This is a genomic window from Pseudomonas arabinosi (genome assembly GCF_047758675.1).
Lineage (GTDB): Bacteria > Pseudomonadota > Gammaproteobacteria > Pseudomonadales > Pseudomonadaceae > Aquipseudomonas > Aquipseudomonas arabinosi.
The window spans coordinates 5,931,476-5,951,864 of record NZ_CP180480.1; the positions used below are offsets into that span (position 1 = coordinate 5,931,476).

Annotated in this window: 17 protein-coding genes; 7 read left to right on the forward strand and 10 right to left on the reverse strand. The window is 59.5% G+C overall.

The window, feature by feature from the left end; all coding sequences use genetic code 11:
- Positions 1-85 precede the first annotated feature (85 nt).
- The 6 genes from ACMXYJ_RS27625 to ACMXYJ_RS27650 all read left to right on the forward strand — a co-directional run bounded on the left by ACMXYJ_RS27625 (position 86) and on the right by ACMXYJ_RS27650 (position 9,735).
- Positions 86-1,435: an imelysin family protein gene (locus ACMXYJ_RS27625; RefSeq protein ID WP_415757692.1), complete on the forward strand. Its 1,350-nt coding sequence runs from the start codon at positions 86-88 to the stop codon at positions 1,433-1,435.
- 277 nt (positions 1,436-1,712) lie between these two features.
- Positions 1,713-3,140: a di-heme oxidoredictase family protein gene (locus ACMXYJ_RS27630; RefSeq protein ID WP_415757693.1), complete on the forward strand. Its 1,428-nt coding sequence runs from the start codon at positions 1,713-1,715 to the stop codon at positions 3,138-3,140.
- Between the two features lie 26 nt (positions 3,141-3,166).
- Positions 3,167-4,231 (forward strand): imelysin family protein, encoded by a 1,065-nt coding sequence (locus ACMXYJ_RS27635; RefSeq protein WP_415757694.1) that lies wholly within the window; start codon positions 3,167-3,169, stop codon positions 4,229-4,231.
- A 14-nt stretch (positions 4,232-4,245) separates the two neighbouring features.
- The gene (locus tag ACMXYJ_RS27640) at positions 4,246-5,343 is read left to right on the forward strand and encodes a DUF1513 domain-containing protein (protein WP_415757695.1); all 1,098 of its coding nucleotides are present in this window, start codon (positions 4,246-4,248) and stop codon (positions 5,341-5,343) included.
- Positions 5,344-5,546: 203 nt separating this feature from the next.
- Positions 5,547-6,695, forward strand: coding sequence for an efflux RND transporter periplasmic adaptor subunit (locus tag ACMXYJ_RS27645; protein WP_415757696.1), 1,149 nt, complete (start codon positions 5,547-5,549; stop codon positions 6,693-6,695).
- A 13-nt stretch (positions 6,696-6,708) separates the two neighbouring features.
- The gene (locus ACMXYJ_RS27650) at positions 6,709-9,735 is read left to right on the forward strand and encodes a multidrug efflux RND transporter permease subunit (RefSeq protein ID WP_415757697.1); all 3,027 of its coding nucleotides are present in this window, start codon (positions 6,709-6,711) and stop codon (positions 9,733-9,735) included.
- A gap of 207 nt (positions 9,736-9,942) precedes the next feature.
- On the opposite strand, the gene ltrA is transcribed toward ACMXYJ_RS27650, so the two are convergent.
- The 6 genes from ltrA to colR all read right to left on the reverse strand — a co-directional run bounded on the left by ltrA (position 9,943) and on the right by colR (position 15,570).
- Complete coding sequence (gene ltrA, locus ACMXYJ_RS27655; RefSeq protein ID WP_415756498.1) at positions 9,943-11,364, reverse strand: group II intron reverse transcriptase/maturase; 1,422 nt, start codon at positions 11,362-11,364, stop codon at positions 9,943-9,945.
- A gap of 479 nt (positions 11,365-11,843) precedes the next feature.
- On the reverse strand, positions 11,844-12,071 hold the full coding sequence (locus ACMXYJ_RS27660) for a hypothetical protein (RefSeq protein WP_415757698.1): 228 nt from the start codon (positions 12,069-12,071) through the stop codon (positions 11,844-11,846).
- A gap of 2 nt (positions 12,072-12,073) precedes the next feature.
- Positions 12,074-12,787, reverse strand: coding sequence for a lipopolysaccharide kinase InaA family protein (locus ACMXYJ_RS27665; protein ID WP_415757699.1), 714 nt, complete (start codon positions 12,785-12,787; stop codon positions 12,074-12,076).
- A gap of 4 nt (positions 12,788-12,791) precedes the next feature.
- Positions 12,792-13,460, reverse strand: coding sequence for a class I SAM-dependent methyltransferase (locus ACMXYJ_RS27670; protein ID WP_415757700.1), 669 nt, complete (start codon positions 13,458-13,460; stop codon positions 12,792-12,794).
- A 153-nt stretch (positions 13,461-13,613) separates the two neighbouring features.
- Complete coding sequence (locus tag ACMXYJ_RS27675; RefSeq protein ID WP_415757701.1) at positions 13,614-14,897, reverse strand: sensor histidine kinase; 1,284 nt, start codon at positions 14,895-14,897, stop codon at positions 13,614-13,616.
- Positions 14,887-15,570 carry a two-component system response regulator ColR gene (colR, locus tag ACMXYJ_RS27680; RefSeq protein WP_095132512.1) on the reverse strand — a complete coding sequence of 228 codons (684 nt, stop codon included), beginning with the start codon at positions 15,568-15,570 and terminating at the stop codon, positions 14,887-14,889. The genes ACMXYJ_RS27675 and colR overlap by 11 nt, the downstream gene beginning before the upstream one ends.
- Before the next feature lie 218 nt (positions 15,571-15,788).
- Here colR and ACMXYJ_RS27685 point away from each other — a divergent pair, with 218 nt between their 5' ends.
- On the forward strand, positions 15,789-16,532 hold the full coding sequence (locus ACMXYJ_RS27685; protein ID WP_415757702.1) for a phosphatase PAP2 family protein: 744 nt from the start codon (positions 15,789-15,791) through the stop codon (positions 16,530-16,532).
- Between the two features lie 191 nt (positions 16,533-16,723).
- On the opposite strand, the gene groL is transcribed toward ACMXYJ_RS27685, so the two are convergent.
- From groL to ACMXYJ_RS27705, 4 genes are all read right to left on the reverse strand, one after another.
- The gene (gene groL / locus ACMXYJ_RS27690; protein WP_008155543.1) at positions 16,724-18,367 is read right to left on the reverse strand and encodes a chaperonin GroEL; all 1,644 of its coding nucleotides are present in this window, start codon (positions 18,365-18,367) and stop codon (positions 16,724-16,726) included.
- A gap of 49 nt (positions 18,368-18,416) precedes the next feature.
- Positions 18,417-18,710 carry a co-chaperone GroES gene (locus ACMXYJ_RS27695; protein ID WP_008155545.1) on the reverse strand — a complete coding sequence of 98 codons (294 nt, stop codon included), beginning with the start codon at positions 18,708-18,710 and terminating at the stop codon, positions 18,417-18,419.
- Positions 18,711-18,958: 248 nt separating this feature from the next.
- Positions 18,959-19,438, reverse strand: a complete 480-nt coding sequence (locus tag ACMXYJ_RS27700) for an FxsA family protein (RefSeq protein WP_415757703.1) — start codon at positions 19,436-19,438, stop codon at positions 18,959-18,961.
- Between the two features lie 66 nt (positions 19,439-19,504).
- Positions 19,505-20,236 carry a HugZ family protein gene (locus tag ACMXYJ_RS27705; protein WP_415757704.1) on the reverse strand — a complete coding sequence of 244 codons (732 nt, stop codon included), beginning with the start codon at positions 20,234-20,236 and terminating at the stop codon, positions 19,505-19,507.
- Positions 20,237-20,389: the final 153 nt, after the last annotated feature.

Consider the following 20,389-nt stretch of genomic DNA (forward strand, 5'->3'; position numbering starts at 1 on the left):
CAGATAATGCGAAAGATTTGCATTATGTCGCAGTTTTGCGCGCTTGCTGCGCCATTCCACCCCTTCTCGAAGCAGGATGTTCGCCATGATTCGTATGCCTCTGGCTACCGCCAGTCTGTTGGCCATCGCTATTTCCCTCGCCGGTTGTGGCGAAGGCAAAGACAAAGCTGTCGCTGCACAAGCACCGACGCCGGCCGCCAGCACCACGGCCCCGGCTGCTGCACCTGCCGCTACCAGTAAAGTCGACGAAGCCGCCGCCAAAGCCGTTGTCGCGCATTACGCCGACATCGTCTTCGCCGTTTACAGCGATGCCGAATCCACCGCGAAGACCCTGCAAACCGCCGTCGACGCCTTCCTCGCCAAGCCGAACGCCGACACCCTGAAAGCTGCCAAGGCTGCCTGGATCGCTGCCCGCGTTCCTTACCTGCAGAGCGAAGTGTTCCGCTTCGGCAACACCATCATCGACGACTGGGAAGGTCAGGTGAACGCCTGGCCACTGGACGAAGGCCTGATCGACTACGTCGACAAATCCTACGAGCACGCACTGGGTAACCCGGGCGCCACGGCCAATATCATCGCCAACACCCAGGTTCAGGTCGGCGAAGACAAGATCGACGTGAAAGACATCACCCCGGCAAAACTCGCCAGCCTGAACGAGCTGGGCGGTTCCGAGGCCAACGTTGCCACCGGCTACCACGCCATCGAATTCCTGCTCTGGGGCCAGGACTTGAACGGCACCGGCCCTGGCGCCGGCAACCGTCCAGCTTCCGACTACCTGGAAGGCAAAGGCGCAACCGGCGGTCATAACGATCGTCGTCGCGCTTACCTGAAGTCCGTGACCCAACTGCTGGTCAGCGACCTGGAAGAAATGGTCGGCAACTGGAAGCCGAACGTGGCCGACAACTACCGCGCCACCCTGCTGGAAGCCGAGCCAGCCGAATCCGGCCTGCGCAAAATGCTGTTCGGCATGGGCAGCCTGTCTCTGGGCGAACTGGCGGGCGAGCGCATGAAGGTTTCCCTGGAAGCCAACTCCCCGGAAGACGAACACGACTGCTTCAGCGACAACACCCACAATTCGCAGTTCTACGATGCCAAAGGCGTTCGTAACGTGTACCTGGGCGAATACACCCGCGTCGACGGCACCAAAATGACCGGCGCCAGCCTGTCGTCCCTGGTGGCCAAGGCTGACCCGGCTGCCGACACCGCGCTGAAAGCCGATCTGGCTGCTACCGAAGCCAAGATGCAGGTCATCGTCGATCACGCCAACAAGGGTGAGCACTACGACCAACTGATCGCCGCCGGCAACACCGCCGGCAACCAGATCGTGCGCGACGCTATCGCTTCCCTGGTCAAGCAGACCGGTTCGATCGAAGCCGCCGCTGGCAAACTGGGCATCAGTGACCTGAACCCGGACAACGCTGATCACGAGTTCTGATCAACGCTGGCTGAATAAAAAAAGGCGACTTTCGGGTCGCCTTTTTCATTGGCCCGAACGCAGATCAAATTGTGGGAGCGGGCTTGCTCGCGAAGGCAGACTGTCAGCCAACATCAATGTTGAATGTCAAACCGCTTTCGCGAGCAAGCCCGCTCCCACATTGGATTGCGCTGGGAACGATTGCCTCAGATCAACCAAACGATAATTCCTCTTATTCAATCTCCCCTGCCCTGTTAGACTTTGCGCCCCTTGTTTTGCTCGTCTTGCAGGATGTCTGATGCCCTCGCTGCCTCTTCGCTTGTCCGCACTGTTGCTGGCCCTGGGCCTGAGTGCCTGCGATGACGCCCCGCGTTTTACCCAGGCCGAACCCGGTGAAGCCCGGTCCGGTGGCAGCGCAACCGTGCGCAAGACCGATCAGAACTCATTTTCGCTGCCGTCCGCCAACCTGCCGCCGTCACGGCGCGTGGACTTCAGTGTCGGCAACAGCTTTTTCCGTAATCCCTGGGTGATCGCCCCGTCGACCACCACCGCCCGGGATGGCCTCGGGCCGCTGTTCAACACCAACGCCTGCCAGAACTGCCACATCAAGGACGGCCGCGGTCATCCGCCCACACCTGATGCGCAGAACGCCGTGTCGATGCTGGTGCGCCTGTCGATTCCCGATGCGCCGGCGTATGCCAAGGTCATCGAACAACTCGGTGTCGTCCCGGAGCCGGTCTATGGCGGACAATTCCAGGACATGTCCGTGCCGGGTGTCGTGCCGGAAGGCAAAGTACGCGTCGATTACACACCCGTTCCGATTCGCTTCAAGGACGGCACCGAAGTCGAGTTGCGCAAGCCGACGTTGCAGATCACCCAGCTCGGCTATGGCCCGATGCACCCTGACACGCGTTTCTCGGCCAGGGTCGCACCGCCAATGATTGGCCTGGGCCTGCTCGAAGCGATTCCCGACGAGGCGATCCTGGCCAATGCCGAGGCTCAGGCGAAAGACAAAAACGGTATCGCCGGACGCCCGAACCGGGTCTGGGATGACGCGCAGCAAAAAACCGTTCTCGGGCGATTTGGCTGGAAGGCCGGGCAACCGAACCTCAATCAACAGAATGTTCATGCGTTTTCCGGCGACATGGGCCTGACCACAAGCCTGAGGCCCGTTGATGACTGCACCGACGCGCAATCCGCTTGCAAGCAAGCGCCCAACGGCAATGGGCCGGATGGCGAGCCGGAAGTCAGCGATAACATCCTGCGTCTGGTGCTGTTCTACAGCCGTAACCTCGCCGTACCGGCCCGCCGCGATGTCAGTGCCCCCGAGGTGCTGGCCGGCAAGAATCTGTTTTTCCAGGCCGGTTGCCAGTCCTGCCACACCCCGAAATACACCACCGCCGCCAACGCCGCAGAACCTGAACTGGCCAATCAAGTGATTCGCCCTTACAGCGATCTGCTGCTGCATGACATGGGCGACGGTCTGGCCGACAACCGTACCGAGTTCCAGGCCAGTGGCCGCGACTGGCGCACGCCGCCGTTGTGGGGCATCGGCCTGACGCAGGCGGTCAGTGGGCACACCCAGTTTTTGCACGATGGCCGCGCCCGCAATCTGCTCGAAGCCGTGCTCTGGCATGGCGGTGAAGCCACAGCGGCGCAGCAACAGGTTTTGTCTTTCAACGCCGAGCAGCGCGCTGCGTTGCTGGCGTTCTTGAATTCCCTTTAATACGTATTCCATAGCGGGAGCCCGACATGTTCCGTCCCAAATTGTTGTTCACCAGCCTTGCCGCGCTAGCCTTGGGCGCCTGTTCACCTCAGGATCCTCAGGCCGTCACGTCAGCAGCCATCGCCAAGTCGGTGATCCTGCCGACCTACACGCGCTGGGTTGAAGCCGATCGCCAACTGGCCGTCAGTGCGTTGGCTTACTGCGAAGGCAAGGAAAACCTCGACACCGCCCGTGCCGACTTCCTGCATGCGCAGAAAGCCTGGGCCGAGCTGCAACCGCTGCTGATCGGGCCTCTGGCCGAAGGCAATCGCGCCTGGCAAGTGCAGTTCTGGCCGGACAAGAAAAACCTCGTCGGCCGTCAGGTCGAGCAACTGGTCACCGCGCAGCCGCAGATCGATGCCGCTGCCTTGACCAAGTCCAGCGTTGTGGTTCAAGGCCTTTCTGCCTACGAATACATCCTGTTCGACAGCGAGCCTGATGTGGCCAACGCTGAACAGAAAGCCAAGTACTGCCCGCTGCTGATCGCGATTGGCGAGCGTCAGAAACAACTGGCCGAAGAGATTCTGAAAAGCTGGAACAACACCGACGGCATGCTCGCGCAGATGAGCAAATTCCCGAACCAGCGCTACGCCGATTCCCACGAAGCCATCGCCGATCTGTTGCGCGTGCAAGTCACCGCCCTCGACAGCCTGAAGAAAAAACTCGGCACGCCGATGGGCCGTCAAACGAAGGGTGTGCCGCAACCGTTCCAGGCCGATGCATGGCGCAGCCAGTCGTCCCTGACCGGTCTCGAAGCCAGCCTCGCCGCCGCCAAAACGGTGTGGGAAGGCGTCGACAACAAAGGCCTGCGCGGCCTGTTGCCGAGCGAGCAGAAACCCTTGGCCGACAAGATCGACGCCGCTTACGCCGCGTCCCTGAAACTGTTCGCCAGCAACCAGCGCTCGCTGACCGAAATGCTCGGCGATGACGCCGGTCGCCAGCAACTCAACGATATCTACGACAGCCTCAACGTCGTCCATCGCCTGCATGAAGGCGAACTGGCCAAGGCGCTGGGCATCCAACTGGGCTTCAACGCCAACGACGGTGACTGATGAGGGCAAGTTCCATGCTGCGACGCCAGGCTCTGACGTTAGGTAGTTTGCTGCTGGGTGCGGTGACACTGGGCGGCTGGACGCTGTTCAAGCAAAAGGACAAAAGCCCGCTGCTGCTCTCGGCGCGGGACGATACCGAGGGCAAACACTACGCCGTCGGTTACCGGCTGGACGGCACTCGGGTGTTTGCCACCCAGGTCGGCCAGCGTTGCCACGACATCATCAACCACGCGACGCTGCCGATTGCGCTGTTCGTCGCCCGTCGTCCTGGTACCGAGAGTTACCTGATCGACCTGCGCGACGGCACGCTGCTGCAAACCGTGACCTCGCTGCCGAACCGGCACTTCTACGGTCATGCGGTGATTCACAAGAGCGGCGACTGGCTGTACGCCACCGAGAACGACACCTCCGATCCGGGTCGCGGCTTGCTCGGTGTGTATAAGTTCGAAGGTGAGCGACTTATCCACAGCGGCGAAATCCCCACCCACGGTGTTGGTCCGCATCAGGTGTCGTGGATGCCCGATGGCGAAACCCTGGTGGTGGCCAACGGCGGCATTCGCACCGAGGCCGAAAGCCGCGTCGAGATGAACCTCAACGCCATGGAACCGAGCCTGGTCCTGATGCAACGCGACGGCACCCTGCTGAGCAAGGAAACCCTCGCCCAGCAGATGAACAGCGTGCGGCATTTGGGGATTGCCAGCGACGGCACCATCGTCGCCGGTCAGCAATTCATGGGGCCGTCTCACGAGTCGTCGGAGCTGCTGGCGATCAAGCGGCCCGGCCAGCCGTTCGTGGCCTTCCCGGTGCCTGAGCATCAGTTGCAGGCCATGGGGCATTACACCGCCAGCGTCGCAGTACACAGCGAACTGCGCCTGGTCGCGTTGACCGCGCCACGGGGCAACCGCTTTTTCATCTGGGACCTGGACAGCGGTGAAGTGCGCCTGGACGCGCCGCTTCCCGATTGCGCCGGGGTCGGCGCGGTAGCCGATGGCTTTGTCGTGACCTCGGGTCAGGGGCGCTGCCGCTTCTACGACTGCCGCCAGACAAGCCTTGTTGCAAAACCCCTCGATCTACCCGCAGGGCTCTGGGACAACCACCTGCATCTCATCTAAACACGGTCTTTTGTAGGAGCCGAGCTTGCTCGCGATGGCGGCGGCACATCCAACATCGCGGTAACTGACACACCGCTATCGCGAGCAAGCTCTGCTCCTACAGGTTTTGCGCTTGCCTGTAAAAAGTGGCAGTTGGAATCCCCGGCACACTCGGAGTAATGTTCCCGACTGTCTCACCTGATTTTCTCCAAGGAAGTGGAAATATGCTGCGTCGCCGCATGCTGATCATGTTGGGTGTTGTTTTGCTGATCGTACTGGTCCTGGCCGGTTACAAGGCTTTCTCCATCTATACGATGATTCAGGGCTTTGCTGCGCCGAAACCGGCGATCAGTGTCGCCGTGGCCACGGCTACCGAACGGCCGTGGCAAGCCCGCCTGCCCACCGTCGGCACGCTCAAGGCGCTGCAAGGCGTGGACCTCAGCCTGGAGACTGACGGCACCGTCATCGATTTGCGGTTCGAGTCAGGGCAGAAGGTCAAGGTCGGCCAACCGCTGCTGCAACTTGACAGCGTGGTGGAAACCGCCCTGCTCGAAACCGCTCAGGCAGACCTGGGACTGGCGCAGCTCGATTACGGTCGCGGCAGTCAATTGGTGGGCAGCCAGGCCATTTCCAAAGGCGAGTTCGACCGGCTCTCTGCAGTGCTGAAAAAGAGCCGGGCCACGGTCAATCAGCTCAACGCGGCACTGGCTAAAAAACGCTTGCTCGCACCGTTCAGCGGGACCATCGGCATTCGTCAAGTGGACATCGGTGACTATCTCGCCAGCGGCACCATGATTGCCACCCTGCAAGACCTCAGCAGCCTCTATGTAGACTTCTTCGTGCCCGAGCAGTCGATACCGAAGATTGCTCTCGGCCAACCGGTGCAGATCATTGTCGCGGCCTACCCGACACAAACCTTCCCCGGCACCATCAGCGCGATCAACCCGAAAGTCGAAAACAGCACGCGCAACGTCCAGGTCCGCGCGACCCTGGCCAATCCCGACGGCAAACTGCTGCCGGGGATGTTCGCCAGCCTGCAAGTGTTGCTGCCCGACCCGCAGCCGCGCATCGTCGTGCCGGAAAGCGCGATCACTTACACGCTGTACGGCAACTCGCTCTATGTCGTGGCGCAGAAAAAAGCCGAAGACGGCAGCCTGGAAAAAGACGACAAGGGCCAACCGATCCTGATCGCCGAACGGCGCTTCATCGAAACCGGCGAGCGCCGCGATGGGCAAGTGATGATCACCAAAGGTGTGCAGAACGGCGAAAAAGTGGTCACGGCCGGCCAGATCAAACTGGACAACGGCGCACACATTGCGATCAGCGACGACAAGACCTTAGCCGAGAAGAACAGCCCGCCGCGCGCGGACTGATCAAGGAATCCCCATGGCTTTTACCGACCCGTTCATCCGCCGCCCGGTGCTCGCCACCGTGGTCAGCCTGTTGATTGTGCTGCTGGGCTTCCAGGCCTGGAGCAAGTTGCCGCTGCGCCAATATCCACAAATGGAAAACGCCCTGATCACGGTGACCACCGCTTATCCCGGGGCCAACGCCGAAACCATTCAGGGCTACATCACCCAACCGATGCAGCAAAGTCTGGCCAGTGCCGAGGGTATCGACTACATGACCTCGGTCAGTCGCCAGAACTTCTCGGTGATCTCGATCTATGCGCGCATCGGCTCCAACAGCGACCGCTTGTTCACCGAACTGCTGGCCAAGGCCAACGAGGTGAAGAACCAGCTGCCCCAGGACGCCGAAGACCCGGTGCTGAGCAAGGAAGCCGCCGACGCCTCGGCACTGATGTACATCAGCTTCTTCAGTAAGGAGCTGAGCAACCCGCAGATTACCGACTACCTGTCGCGGGTGATCCAGCCGAAACTGGCGACCCTGCCGGGCATGGCTGAAGCCGAGATTCTCGGCAACCAGGTATTTGCCATGCGTCTGTGGCTGGACCCGGTCAAACTCGCCGGTTTCGGCCTGAGTGCCAGCGACGTGACCGACGCCGTGCGCAAGTACAACTTCCTCTCCGCCGCCGGCGAAGTGAAAGGCGAGTACGTCGTCACCAGCATCAACGCCAATACCGAGCTCAAGTCCGCGGAAGCCTTTGCCGCGATTCCGCTCAAGGTCGAGGGTGACAGTCGTGTGCTGCTCAGCGATGTGGCGCGGGTTGAAATGGGTGCGGAAAACTACGACTCGATCAGCTCCTTCGGCGGCACCCCGTCGGTGTACATCGGCATCAAGGCCACGCCCGGCGCCAACCCGCTGGACGTGATCAAGGAAGTACGCAAGATCATGCCGGACCTGGAAGCCCAGCTGCCGCCGAACCTCAAAGGTGAAATCGCCTACGACGCCACGCTGTTCATCCAGGCCTCGATCGACGAGGTGATCAAAACATTGTTCGAAGCGGTGCTGATCGTCATCGTGGTGGTGTTCCTGTTCCTCGGCGCGCTGCGTTCGGTGGTGATCCCGGTAGTCACCATCCCGCTGTCGATGATCGGCGTGATGTTCTTCATGCAGATGATGGGCTACTCGATCAACCTGCTGACGTTGTTGGCGATGGTATTGGCCATCGGCCTGGTGGTGGACGACGCCATCGTCGTCGTGGAAAACATCCACCGGCACATCGAAGAAGGCAAGACGCCGCTGGATGCGGCCATCGAAGGCGCCCGGGAAATCGCCATGCCGGTGGTCTCGATGACCATCACCCTGGCGGCGGTCTATGCGCCGATCGGCTTCCTCACGGGGCTCACAGGGGCGCTGTTCAAGGAGTTCGCCCTGACCCTGGCAGGCGCAGTGGTGATCTCGGGCATCGTCGCCCTGACCCTGTCGCCAATGATGTGCGCCTTCCTGTTGCGTCATGACGAAAATCCCAGCGGCCTGGCCCATCGCCTCGACCTGATTTTCGAAGGCCTCAAGCGCCGTTACCAAAGCATGCTCCACGGCACCCTCAACACCCGGCCGGTGGTGCTGGTGTTCGCGGTGATCGTGCTGTGCCTGATTCCGGTGCTGCTCACGTTCACCAAGTCGGAACTGGCGCCCGACGAGGACCAGGGCATCATTTTCATGATGGCCAACGCCCCGCAACCGGCCAACCTCGACTACCTGAGCACCTACACCGACGAGTTCGTCACGATCTTCAAGACGTTTCCCGAGTATTACTCGTCGTTCCAGATCAACGGCTTCAACGGCGTGCAATCGGGGATCGGCGGCTTCCTGCTCAAGCCGTGGAACGAACGCAGCCGTACTCAGATGGAAATCCTGCCCGAGGTCCAGCGCAAACTGGAGAGCATTTCCGGGCTGCAGATCTTCGGCTTCAACCTGCCTTCCCTGCCCGGTACCGGCGAGGGGCTGCCGTTTCAGTTCGTCATCAACTCCGCCAACGATTACGAGTCACTGCTGCAAGTGACTGACCGGGTGAAAAAACGGGCAATGGAATCCGGCAAGTTCGCCTTCGTCGATGTTGACCTGGCGTTCGACAAACCTGAAGTGGTGGTGGATATCGATCGCGCCAAGGCTGCACAGATGGGTGTTTCCATGCAGGACCTGGGCGGGACGCTCGCGACATTGCTGGGTGAGGCGGAGATCAACCGCTTCACTATTGAAGGTCGCAGCTACAAAGTCATCGCGCAGGTCGAACGGCCCTTCCGGGATAACCCCGACTGGCTCAACAATTATTACGTCAAGAACACCCAAGGCGAACTGCTGGCCCTGTCGACCCTGATCACAGTGACCGACCGGGCGCGTCCACGGCAGTTGAACCAGTTCCAGCAACTCAACTCGGCCATCCTGTCCGGGGTGCCGCTGGTCAGCATGGGTGAAGCCATCGACGCCGTGCGCCAGATCGCTCGCGAAGAGGCGCCGGTGGGTTATGCCTTCGACTATGCCGGCGCATCCCGGCAATACGTCCAGGAAGGCAGTGCGCTGTGGGTCACCTTCGCCTTGGCGCTGGCGATCATTTTCCTGGTACTGGCGGCCCAGTTCGAAAGCTTCCGCGATCCGCTGGTGATTCTGGTGACCGTACCCTTGTCGATCTGTGGTGCGCTGATCCCGCTGTTCCTGGGCTGGTCGAGCATGAACATCTACACCCAGGTCGGCCTGGTGACCTTGATCGGGCTGATCAGCAAACACGGGATCCTGATCGTCGAATTTGCCAACCAGTTACGCAAGGACAAAGGCCTGACGCCGCGCGAGGCCGTGGAGGAAGCGGCGGCCATTCGTCTGCGTCCAGTGTTGATGACCACCGCTGCAATGGTGTTCGGCATGGTGCCGTTGATCATCGCCACGGGGGCGGGCGCCGTCAGCCGGTTCGACATCGGCATGGTGATCGCCACCGGGATGTCGATCGGGACGATGTTTACGTTGTTTGTGCTGCCGTGTGTTTACACGCTTTTGGCAAAACCCGATAAACCCTAGGGAACGCAGTACAACCCTGTGGGAGTGAGCCTGCTCGCGATTGCGGTGTGTCATTCAGCCTTGATGTTGACTGACACACCGCAATCGCGAGCAGGCTCGCTCCCACATTGGTTCGGCATCACGACCTGAGCCTCGGATCGAGTAGGAGGCGGCTTTGCAGCCGCCGTCCTCTCACACCACCGTACGTACGGATCCGTATACGGCGGTTCAAGCTATGCGGCTAAGCCGGTTTATCGTATCCAGTAGCGAGACCAACCCAAGTTGATCCCATAGCTTCTTCGGCAGCGCCTGATTCATATGAGATGCTCCCGAGCTCCACCATGGGCCTCGGCCATTGAAGGCTGATTTGCAGGCGCGAGCTTCGCTAAGCCCCAGGCGCATCAAGCTACGTGCCCTCGTTGAGGGCCGCTTCCATTGACGCCAGACGGCGCAGCGGAGTTTGCGCCGCACCCAGCCGTCAATTTCCTCAAGTGGCCGTTTGCTCTGACTGAGCTTGAAGTAGCCTGCCCACCCGCGCAGCACAGGGTTTATCCGTTCGATGACATTCGCCATCTTGTGGCCCCGCGCCCCGCGCAGCAGGTCTCTTAATCGATCACGCAATCGACCCAGACTCATCATCGCCACTCTCAGCCTCGGTTGCTGATGCCAGCTCATCCCATAACCCAGATAGTCGCAGACCCAAGGCCGTGCTACGTGGCTCTTTTCCCGGTTCAGCGTCAGTTTCAGGCGCTGATTCAGGAAACGCTCAACACCGACCATCACCCGTGTGCCAGCTCGCTGACTGCGCACATAAATGTTCGCGTCGTCGGCATAACGCACGAAGCGATGGCCTCGCCGTTCCAGTTCGCGGTCGAGTTCGTTGAGCAGGATGTTCGACAGCAACGGCGAGAGCGGGCCGCCTTGCGGCGTCCCTTCCTGCCGTCGGCTGACGAGTCCGCCCGACATCGTTCCCGCTTCGAGGTAACGACGGATCAGCGTGAGCACACGCTTGTCTTCGATTTGACGCGCCACGTAGGCCATTAGGACATCGTGGTTGACCCGATCAAAGAACTTCTCGAGATCAAGTTCCACGCACCAGCGGTGACCCGCTGCCACGTGGCCGCGAGCGGTTTCGATGGCTTGGTGAGCGCTTCTACCCGGACGAAAGCCGTAGCTGTAGTCCGAGAACAGAGGATCGAAGATTGGCGTGAGCTGTTGCAGCAGCGCCTGTTGGATCAGGCGATCCACGACGCTGGGAATGCCCAGTTGTCTTGTACCGCCCTTGGGTTTAGGGATGTCGACAGCACGCACACCTTGCGGGTGATATTCGCCGGCCAGCAACCGGTTCTTGAGAATCGGCCAATACTGTTTCACGTAGCCTGCCAATTGTTCGACCGTCATGCCATCGGCACCCGGTGCGCCCTTGTTGCTGACCACGCGTTGATATGCACGCTTGAGGTTGGCGGGTGCAAGCACCCGCTCCATCAGCGTGTCCGGCTCCGCGTTCGTCCACGTCACAGACGCCGCCGATGCTTGCGCCCTGTCAGCCGTCATCTTCGGATACCGTCCGGGAATGGGGGTAACAGTTTTCTCTTGGAGAATATTCTGCGTTTCAACATTCGACGAGACTCTGACGCCTACTGGCGGCATAACCTGTTCAGCCCTTGGTGACGGGGTCATTCGTCACTTACTACGGCCTCGGCTGACTTCTGCACGTTCATCCCGTCGCCTCTCGACGCTCGGTAGCACAGTGGCAAACGTGCAGATCTCCCAGGGTAATTCGCGCGACCTTCCTGCTTATGCCTGTCGGATCTACGTCACAGCGTTCCGTGCAAGTATCGGGCTTTAGGGAAACACGCCCCTTTACCCCGCTGCGCCGCCTCTATCCGCTTGCTGTTCGTCAGGCCAGCATTTTGCCTCGGGCTTCCTTCAGATTCGCGGTCACCCGCGACACCCTTGCCTCTGGCTAACACTTCCCCTTGCCGGGTGTGTAGAGGACTTTCACCTCCAAGTCACCAGCGAGGCCACCACAGCCAAGCTGGTTGCGCTTGCGCGCAACGCGCCATGCCTGGCGCACGAATAAAAAAGGCCTCGCATTAGCGAGGCCTTTTATTTGGGCTTCAATCTGTTCAACTTTGCGGCCTCAGTCCTTGAGAAAGTCCGAACATGAACAGCAACAAATCATGATCGGGGCGGGGTGCAACGGATGCCTTCGCAACTCGTGGCATTGGACAATGCGCGTCGCCGCTCACTGAACTGAGGACCTGCGGGCGGGGCTGCTCCCATGCCGCCACCGCCAGTGAAGCAACTGCCAAGGCTCCTATAAAAAATACACCTCGTGCAATTTCGAGTTTCATTGCTATAAACCCTTGATAGCGCTGCCAAACGCCGTCTTATAAAAGTAGACGAGTTTCTGCCAGTCCGTCGTGCTGAACGACGAGTGGCGACGCAGTTGCTTCATGTCATGAGTAGCCGCTTGCCGGGCGGTCAAACGCTGCCGAGATTTCTCCAGATCGATCAAGGCCACTTCAACTTTGGCAGCCTCGCCTTCACCGGTGATGCGCACGAATACGTGCTTGGCATAAAGGCAGCTGTGCTGCCAGCGCCCCTTGTGCATTCGGGCCAGGTTCTCGGCCAGTTCCTTCAACACTCGATCATGCACAGCCTCACCGTGACGCTCACGACCGCCGCCAGCGTACCAGTGGTCGATTTCCTCGAAGCCGTCCAGCGCCTTGGTGATCAGCAATGCGCGCCATTTATGCACCGGATCGCGCTGTGCACCGCAAAAAACGATTTCCGGAACGCCAACGTCGAGCAGGTTCAGGCCGATGAGCGCATCGCGCTCGCGCAACACCGTCGGCCGACCGAACGGGTGCAGCAAGCTGCGATGGATATGCCCGGTCTGACGTTTAACGTAAAGCAACTGTCCATTGCTGCTCACGACGCGCTGCACGCCACTTTCTCCACCGCGACGGACGTTGGGTTCTTCTACCCATTCACCGCGCTGATTCCAGAAATAGTCGAAGCGGTCCTGAGGAGCGACGTCCGTTTCTGCTGCACATTGCACTGCCATTCTGTTACCTCTTGCGTAAAACGTAGATCCGCCACATGGCATAGAGCGGTAAAAAGTCCAGTTGTTCCAGGATACGAAAACCCGCCTGCTCAAATTCCTTTTCAACCGTAGCAGCCGGTAACACAAATCGATTTTGGTAACCTTCCTGCTCACGGGTTTTCTCGACGCGCTTGCGTTTCCACGCCTTGAAATTGCCGTCTACCCACAGAGAAAGGATCACGCTATCACGCGTGACGCGCTCGAATTCACGCAAAATAGCCAGTCGATGCTCGGCTTCACCGATGTGATGGAGCAAACGCATGCAGAAAATGCTGTCGACGGCGTTATCAGGCAAGGCGATGTCGAATGCAGAAGTGTGCAAGGGTTGTACCCGTTTCACCACCTCGGCAGGTTGCGCCTGCATGGCAATCTTCAGCATGGATTCGGAGTTGTCGGCGCCAATGATCGCACGATTGGTTTTTTCCGCCAGCAATGGCCAGAAACGCCCCGCACCGCAGGGCAAATCGAGGATCAGCCCCGGGTCACCGACCAGTGCCAGCGCCTTGCGCGCCAGTTGCTCGTCACGCCAGTGAGACAGGCGGCGGCCGAGCCCATCCTGGTGTTTGCGCAGGTATCGTTGAGCGTGTTGATCGTCGTATTTTTCGGAAAAATCCAGTTTGATCGGGCCAGCCATCACCGAGGTCTCCTGAGCTGCTGATGGCACCCACGATAGGTAGTGCCGTGTCAGCGACAGGTCATTCCTTTGTGAAAAAAACGTCATGTAAAACCCAAAATTATTTCGAGGTTTTGCAGGGCAGCAACGATGGCTCTGGGCCGTTGCGACCGATCAGCTCACATCCGACGAACACAACTCCACCTCAAAACGACAACCATGGGGCTCCATGTTCGTCAGGCTGACGTTCCAACCCTGGTTCTCACAGATCCGCTGCACCAGCGACAGCCCCAGCCCCAGGCCTTCGCCGCGTTTCTCGCTGCCCCGCACGAAGGGCTCGAACATCGCCTCGCGTTTTTCCTCGGGAATGCCCACGCCACTGTCTTCGACCATGAAACCGGTGGCCGTCAGGGTCAGGCGAATAAACCCGTGCTCGGTGTAATGCAGCGCATTACGCAGCAGGTTGCCCATGACCGCGTGCAGAAGGGTTGCGTTGTAGCAAGTGTTGGCCGGATTGCCCGGCTCAAAGATCAGCGTCAGTCCCTTGGACTCGATCGGCTCGCGCCACAGATTGAGCAGTCCATCAGCCACCTGGCTCAGGGTCTGCTGGGGCGACATGCTGGCGTCTTCACGTTGTTTGCGGGCCAACATCAGAAAGGTTTGCACCAGCTCGCGCATCTCTTCACAGGCGCGGGCGATTCGCTCGACCTGAGCACGACCACGCTGATCGATGCCGGGGTTTTCCAGCAGCAACTCGCAGGAACTGGCCAGCACCATCAATGGCGTGCGCAGCTCGTGGCTGACGTCACTGGTGAACAACCGTTCGCGGGTCAACGCCTGACGCAAGCGCCCGAGGGTGGCGTCGAAAGCCACGGCCAACTCGCCCACCTCATCAGCGGCGTAATCCGGCGCCAGCGGAGGCGCCAGACCTAATAACTGATCACGGTGACGGACCTGACGGGCCAGTCGCACCACGGGCGCCATCACTTTGCGCGCCAGTACCCAGCCAAGAAACACCGCCAATGCCAGACTCAGGACGAAGCCCACCAGCACCACGGCAAACAGCACCCGTTCACGCTCTTCGAAATCGCTCTGATCCTGCAACAGCACGTAATGCCGACCGTCGACGACTTCGACCATCGCGTGATACGACAGCTGTTCGCGAAACACTTCGTGAAAGCCCGGGTCCAGGTGCCGCAGGTCCTTGGGGAGGTCGAAATCCCCCGGCCCGCCGCTGAAATAGAACAACTGGTCCGGCTCGGGACGGTGGCTCCAGTCCGACACGCTGTCCATCAGCAACAGGCGTTGCAAATCACCGCCCAGACCTGCCGAAATCAGTTTTTCTTCGACCAGGTGCACGGTCGCCACAATGCCCATGGCGAAGGCCCCTGCCACCAATGCGCTCATCAGCGCAAAGGCGATGATGATCCGTTGAGCAAGACTCTGTTTAAACTCCATCTCGGCCCTCGGCCAAGCGATAACCCACACCGTGCACGGTTTGCAGCAACGGTTTGGCGAACGGCTTGTCGATCACCTGGCGCAATTGATGGACGTGGCTGCGCAGGCTGTCGCTGTCCGGGCAGTCATCACCCCACAGCGCCTCTTCGAGAATTTCGCGGCGCAGTACGTGCGGACTTTTCTGCATCAGTACGGCCAGCAACTTCAGGCCCACCGGGTTGAGTTTCAGCAGTCGCCCCTCGCGGGTGACCTCCAGGGTATCGAGGTCGTAGATCAGATCGCCGACCTGCAGGGTGCGGCGACCGCCACCCTGGGCGCGACGCATGACCGCCTCGATGCGCGCCGCCAATTCAGACAGCGCAAAGGGTTTGATCAGGTAGTCATCGGCGCCGGATTTGAAGCCTTGCAGCCGGTCGTCCAATTGATCACGAGCGGTGAGCATGATCACCGGCGTATCGCGGCGCGCGTCTTCACGCAGACGTTTGCACAGGGTGTAACCGTCGATGCCCGGCAACATGATGTCGAGCACGATCAAGTCGTAATGCTCGGTGGCCGCCAAGTGCAAGCCTGACAAACCGTCCTGCGCGCAATCCACGGTATAACCTTTGAGCCCCAGGTAATCGGCCAGATTGGCCAGGATATCGCGGTTGTCTTCAACCAATAGAATTCGCATGGGTATCTCCTGCGTACACAGTAACGGCCGTCTTGGCCCGCGCAGCTTAAGGCCAAGTGTGGCTGAGGGCTAGGACTGCGTGCAGTTGTAAATCCACCCCAAAAACCCGGGATGGCTTTAACGACTTTTTCACTATCGATTCACATGCCGACGACAGGATCAGGCTCAAACTCCGCGCGGCTGCGTTTTCAGAACATTTCACCGACCAAGGAACTGCCATGGTTTCGACTGCTGTCCGCCCCGCCTCCCGCCCGTTGAATTTCTGGGTGTGCCTGGGCGTTCCCGTTATCGTGGCGATCATTCTGATGCTGCTCGAACTGACGTCACTGGACATGGACCTTGCCAAACTCTTCTATGACCCGCTCACGGGGGGGTTCATCGGGCGGCACAGTTACTTCCTGGAAGACATCCTGCATGACCGCGCCAAGCAGGTGGTCATCGCCTTCTCGGTGTTGGCCATCTTCGGTTTCATCGCCTCCTTTTTCATGGACAGGCTCAAACCGATCAAACGAGAACTGGGCTGTCTGGTGCTGTCTCTGGCGCTGGCGACTTCCTTTGTCACGCCAGTCAAAGCGGTGACGGCCGTTCAATGCCCGTGGAGCCTGGAGCAATTCGGCGGTCACGAAACCTATAGCGAACTGCTCAGCCCTCGCCCGCACACCGATAAACCCGGCCGTTGCTGGCCCGGCGGTCATGCGGCAACCGGTTTCACGCTGTTTGCGCTGTTCTTTGTCCTGCGCGACCGTCGTCCGCGTCTGGCGCGCAAGGCGTTTGTGTTCGCTTTCGCGCTGGGCACGGTGTTTTCCATCAGCCGGATGATGCAGGGGGCGCACTTCTTTTCGCACAACGTGTGGACGGCGATTTTCTGCTGGCTGATTTGTCTGGGGGCGTATTACTACATCCTTTATCGGCCGGCGGCCAAGGATGAGCGAGCGACCAAGGCGAACCCGGTCAGCGCCTGAACACAGATCCAATGCGGGAGCGGGCTTGCTCGCGAAAGCGGTGTGTCATTCAACACATAAGTTGACTGATCTACCGCCTTCGCGAGCAAGCCCGCTCCCACATTTGACTGATGTGACTATCAAAACTCCGGGCAATAAAAAGCCCCGCCGGCTTATCGCAGGCGGGGCTTTTTTATAGGGGTAAGGCTGGCTTACATCATGCCGCCCATGCCACCCATACCGCCCATGTCTGGCATGCCGCCGCCAGCTGGACCGTCTTCCTTGATCTCAGCGATCATGGCTTCGGTGGTGATCATCAGGCTGGCAATCGACGAAGCCGCTTGCAGAGCCGAACGAGTCACTTTAGCCGGGTCCAGGATACCCATTTCGATCATGTCGCCGTATTCGCCGGTAGCAGCGTTGTAACCGTAGTTACCCGAACCCTGCTTGACCTTGTCCACAACTACACTTGGCTCGTCGCCGGAGTTGGCAACTATCTGGCGCAGTGGTGCTTCAACAGCGCGACGCAGCAACTGGATGCCAACGTTCTGGTCATCGTTGTCGCCTTTCAGCTCGGAGATTGCCTGCAGAGCGCGAACCAGTGCCACGCCGCCGCCAGGTACCACGCCTTCTTCAACGGCTGCACGGGTAGCGTGCAGGGCGTCTTCAACGCGGGCTTTCTTCTCTTTCATTTCAACTTCGGAACCAGCGCCAACCTTGATCACTGCAACGCCGCCGGACAGTTTGGCCAGGCGCTCTTGCAGTTTTTCACGGTCGTAGTCGGACGAAGTGTCAGCCACTTGCTGACGGATCTGCAGAACGCGAGCCTGGATATCAGCTTCAACGCCGGCGCCGTCGATCACGGTGGTGTTTTCTTTGGACAGGATCACGCGCTTGGCATTACCCAGGTGTTCCAGGGTAGTGCTTTCCAGGCTCAGACCGATCTCTTCGGAGATAACGGTACCGCCAGTCAGAACAGCGATGTCCTGCAGCATGGCCTTGCGACGGTCGCCGAAGCCTGGAGCCTTGACGGCTGCGACTTTAACGATGCCACGCATGTTGTTCACAACCAGAGTCGCCAGGGCTTCGCCTTCAACGTCTTCGGCCACGATCAGCAGTGGACGGCCGGCTTTGGCAACGGCTTCCAGTACTGGCAACATTTCGCGGATGTTCGAGATCTTTTTGTCGACCAGCAGGATCAGCGGACCGTCCAGCTCGGCAGTCATGGTCTCTGGCTTGTTGACGAAGTATGGGGACAGGTAGCCACGGTCGAACTGCATGCCTTCAACAACCGACAGTTCGTTTTCCAGGCCCGAGCCTTCTTCAACGGTGATCACGCCTTCTTTACCGACTTTTTCCATGGCTTCGGCAATGATGTCGCCGATGGAGCTGTCGGAGTTGGCCGAGATGGTGCCGACCTGAGCGATTGCCTTGGTGTCAGCGCAAGGCTTGGACAGGGCTTTCAGCTCTTTGACGATAGCGATGGTCGCTTTGTCGATACCGCGCTTCAGGTCCATCGGGTTCATGCCGGCAGCGACGGCTTTCAGGCCTTCGTTGACGATCGATTGAGCCAGAACGGTAGCGGTGGTGGTGCCGTCGCCTGCGTCATCGTTGGCACGGGAGGCAACGTCTTTGACCAGCTGCGCGCCCATGTTTTCGAAGCGATCTTTCAGCTCGATTTCTTTGGCAACGGACACGCCGTCCTTGGTGATGGTCGGAGCGCCGAAGCTCTTCTCGATGATCACGTTACGGCCTTTAGGGCCCAGGGTCGCTTTTACTGCGTCAGCCAGGACGTTGACACCGGCGAGCATTTTCTTGCGGGCGGAATCGCCGAATTTAACTTCTTTAGCAGCCATGATCGATATTCCTTAAATACTTTGTAGTAGCGGGAAAATGAGCGGGGAATCAGCCTTCGATAACGGCGAGGATTTCGCTCTCGCCAATTACCAGCAGGTCTTCGCCGTCGACTTTCACGGTGTTGCTGCCGGAGTACGGGCCGAACACAACCTTGTCACCCACTTTCACAGCCAGTGCACGCACTTCACCGTTTTCCAGTGCTTTGCCTGGACCTACGGCGAGAACTTCACCCTGGTTTGGCTTTTCAGCAGCCGAACCTGGCAGGACGATACCGCCAGCGGTTTTCTTTTCTTCTTCGCTGCGACGGACGACGACGCGGTCATGCAGAGGACGAAGCTTCATTGTCGATCTCTCCTAATTGTGGTTTTCATCGGCCGGTGTATTCCCGGCGGGTTTAACAAATCCGGCGGTGCCGGGTGCGGTTCGTCGAGCGAACCGCGGAAGTCTGTCTGGCGCAATCGCCAGAAACCTTGCGGTGACCGTTACATAAGGGCGCATAAGCTTATTACAAGGGCGAGGAAGCAAATTTTTTCAGGTTGCTGCCCCACAAACGAACACGGCACCCGAAGGTGCCGTGCCGGTGTTACGGATTACTTGGTATCGCGGTGTTCGAATTCGCCTTCGATCACGTTCGGCTCACGCCCCAGCGGCTCGCGGGTCGCAGGGCCGCCGCCACGCGGCTGAAGGTCGTCAGCGAATGCACGCTGACGGATTGCCGCCTCTTCAGCACGCAGGCGCATTTTATTGGCCAACAGTCGACGAGAGATCGGCAGCAACATGATCAGACCCAGCACGTCAGTGACGAAGCCCGGCAGGATCAACAGACCACCCGCCAGTGCCAGCATCAAGCCTTCGAGCATGGTCTGGGCCGGCAGCTCGCCGCGGTTCAGGCTTTCACGAGCACGCAATGCGGTTGCCAGACCAGCGATACGCAGCACGAACACGCCGAGCATCGAGCCGAGAATGACCAGCAGCAGGGCCGGGAAAAACCCGATCGCCCCGCTGACCTTGACGAATACGAACAGCTCCAACACCGGAAACAGTACAAAGAGCAATAAAAAAGGGCGCATCAAATGGTTCCTCAACGCAAGAATGCCTTGCCAGTCTTCCCTAGATGAAGTCGCCGTTTCGTGAATTCAAGCGTCGGCCACTTCATTTTTCGGCCAATGTTCGGCGTGAGCCAGGAAAACCAAGGCTTCGCGTACTTGTGTCGGCGTATTACACGGCACTTGAAACGGCAACCAATAGAGCCCCTGACCGATGCGCAGGTGCATGCCTTCGGTGTCGATACCCGCCAGTTGCGCCGGCTCGGTTTTCGGCAGGCCCGCCAGCTCTACGTAGTGGGCAATGGCTTTGGCGTGATCGGCATTCATGTGCTCGACCATGCTCGCTTCGGCTTTTCCGGCGAACGGGTTGGCCAGCGTTAACTGATCGACCCAGTGAATCGCCCCGAAGCCGCCGATGTAACGGTGACGTACCGGTTTGAGCACCCAGAAATCGAAATCGTGGGCCTTGTGGTAGCTCTGCGAATCCGGGAAATAGCGGTAGTAACATTCAGCTGCCGCTTCGATGGCGGCCTCATCCTCGAGCTTTTCTGCTTCGGCGAGGTAGGTCAGCCGACCAACGGCTTGCACGTCTTCAGCCCCGCGCTCACCCACAAACAGTGAGCATTTTGGATCCTTCTGCAGGTTATGCGTGTGCTGGGCGATGCGGCTGATAAGGATCAGCGGCCGGCCCTGTTCATCCAGACAGTACGGAACCACGGAGCCAAACGGGAAACCGGGCATCGCCTTGGAGTGTGTCGAGAGCACTCCACGGTATTCCTTGAGAAGCAATTCTCGGGCATTCTTGGCCGCTTCAACGCTCAATTTATGACTCCTTATATAGAATCCGTCGAAAAAACGGACAGGCGCCTGGGGATAAATTCCAGTACGCCATCGGGGCAGTTCTCATGTGCAGCCAGGCCATCAGGTGCAGATCGAGAGGCTACTCTCTAAAAGGAAACCACTCCTCTGACCTGC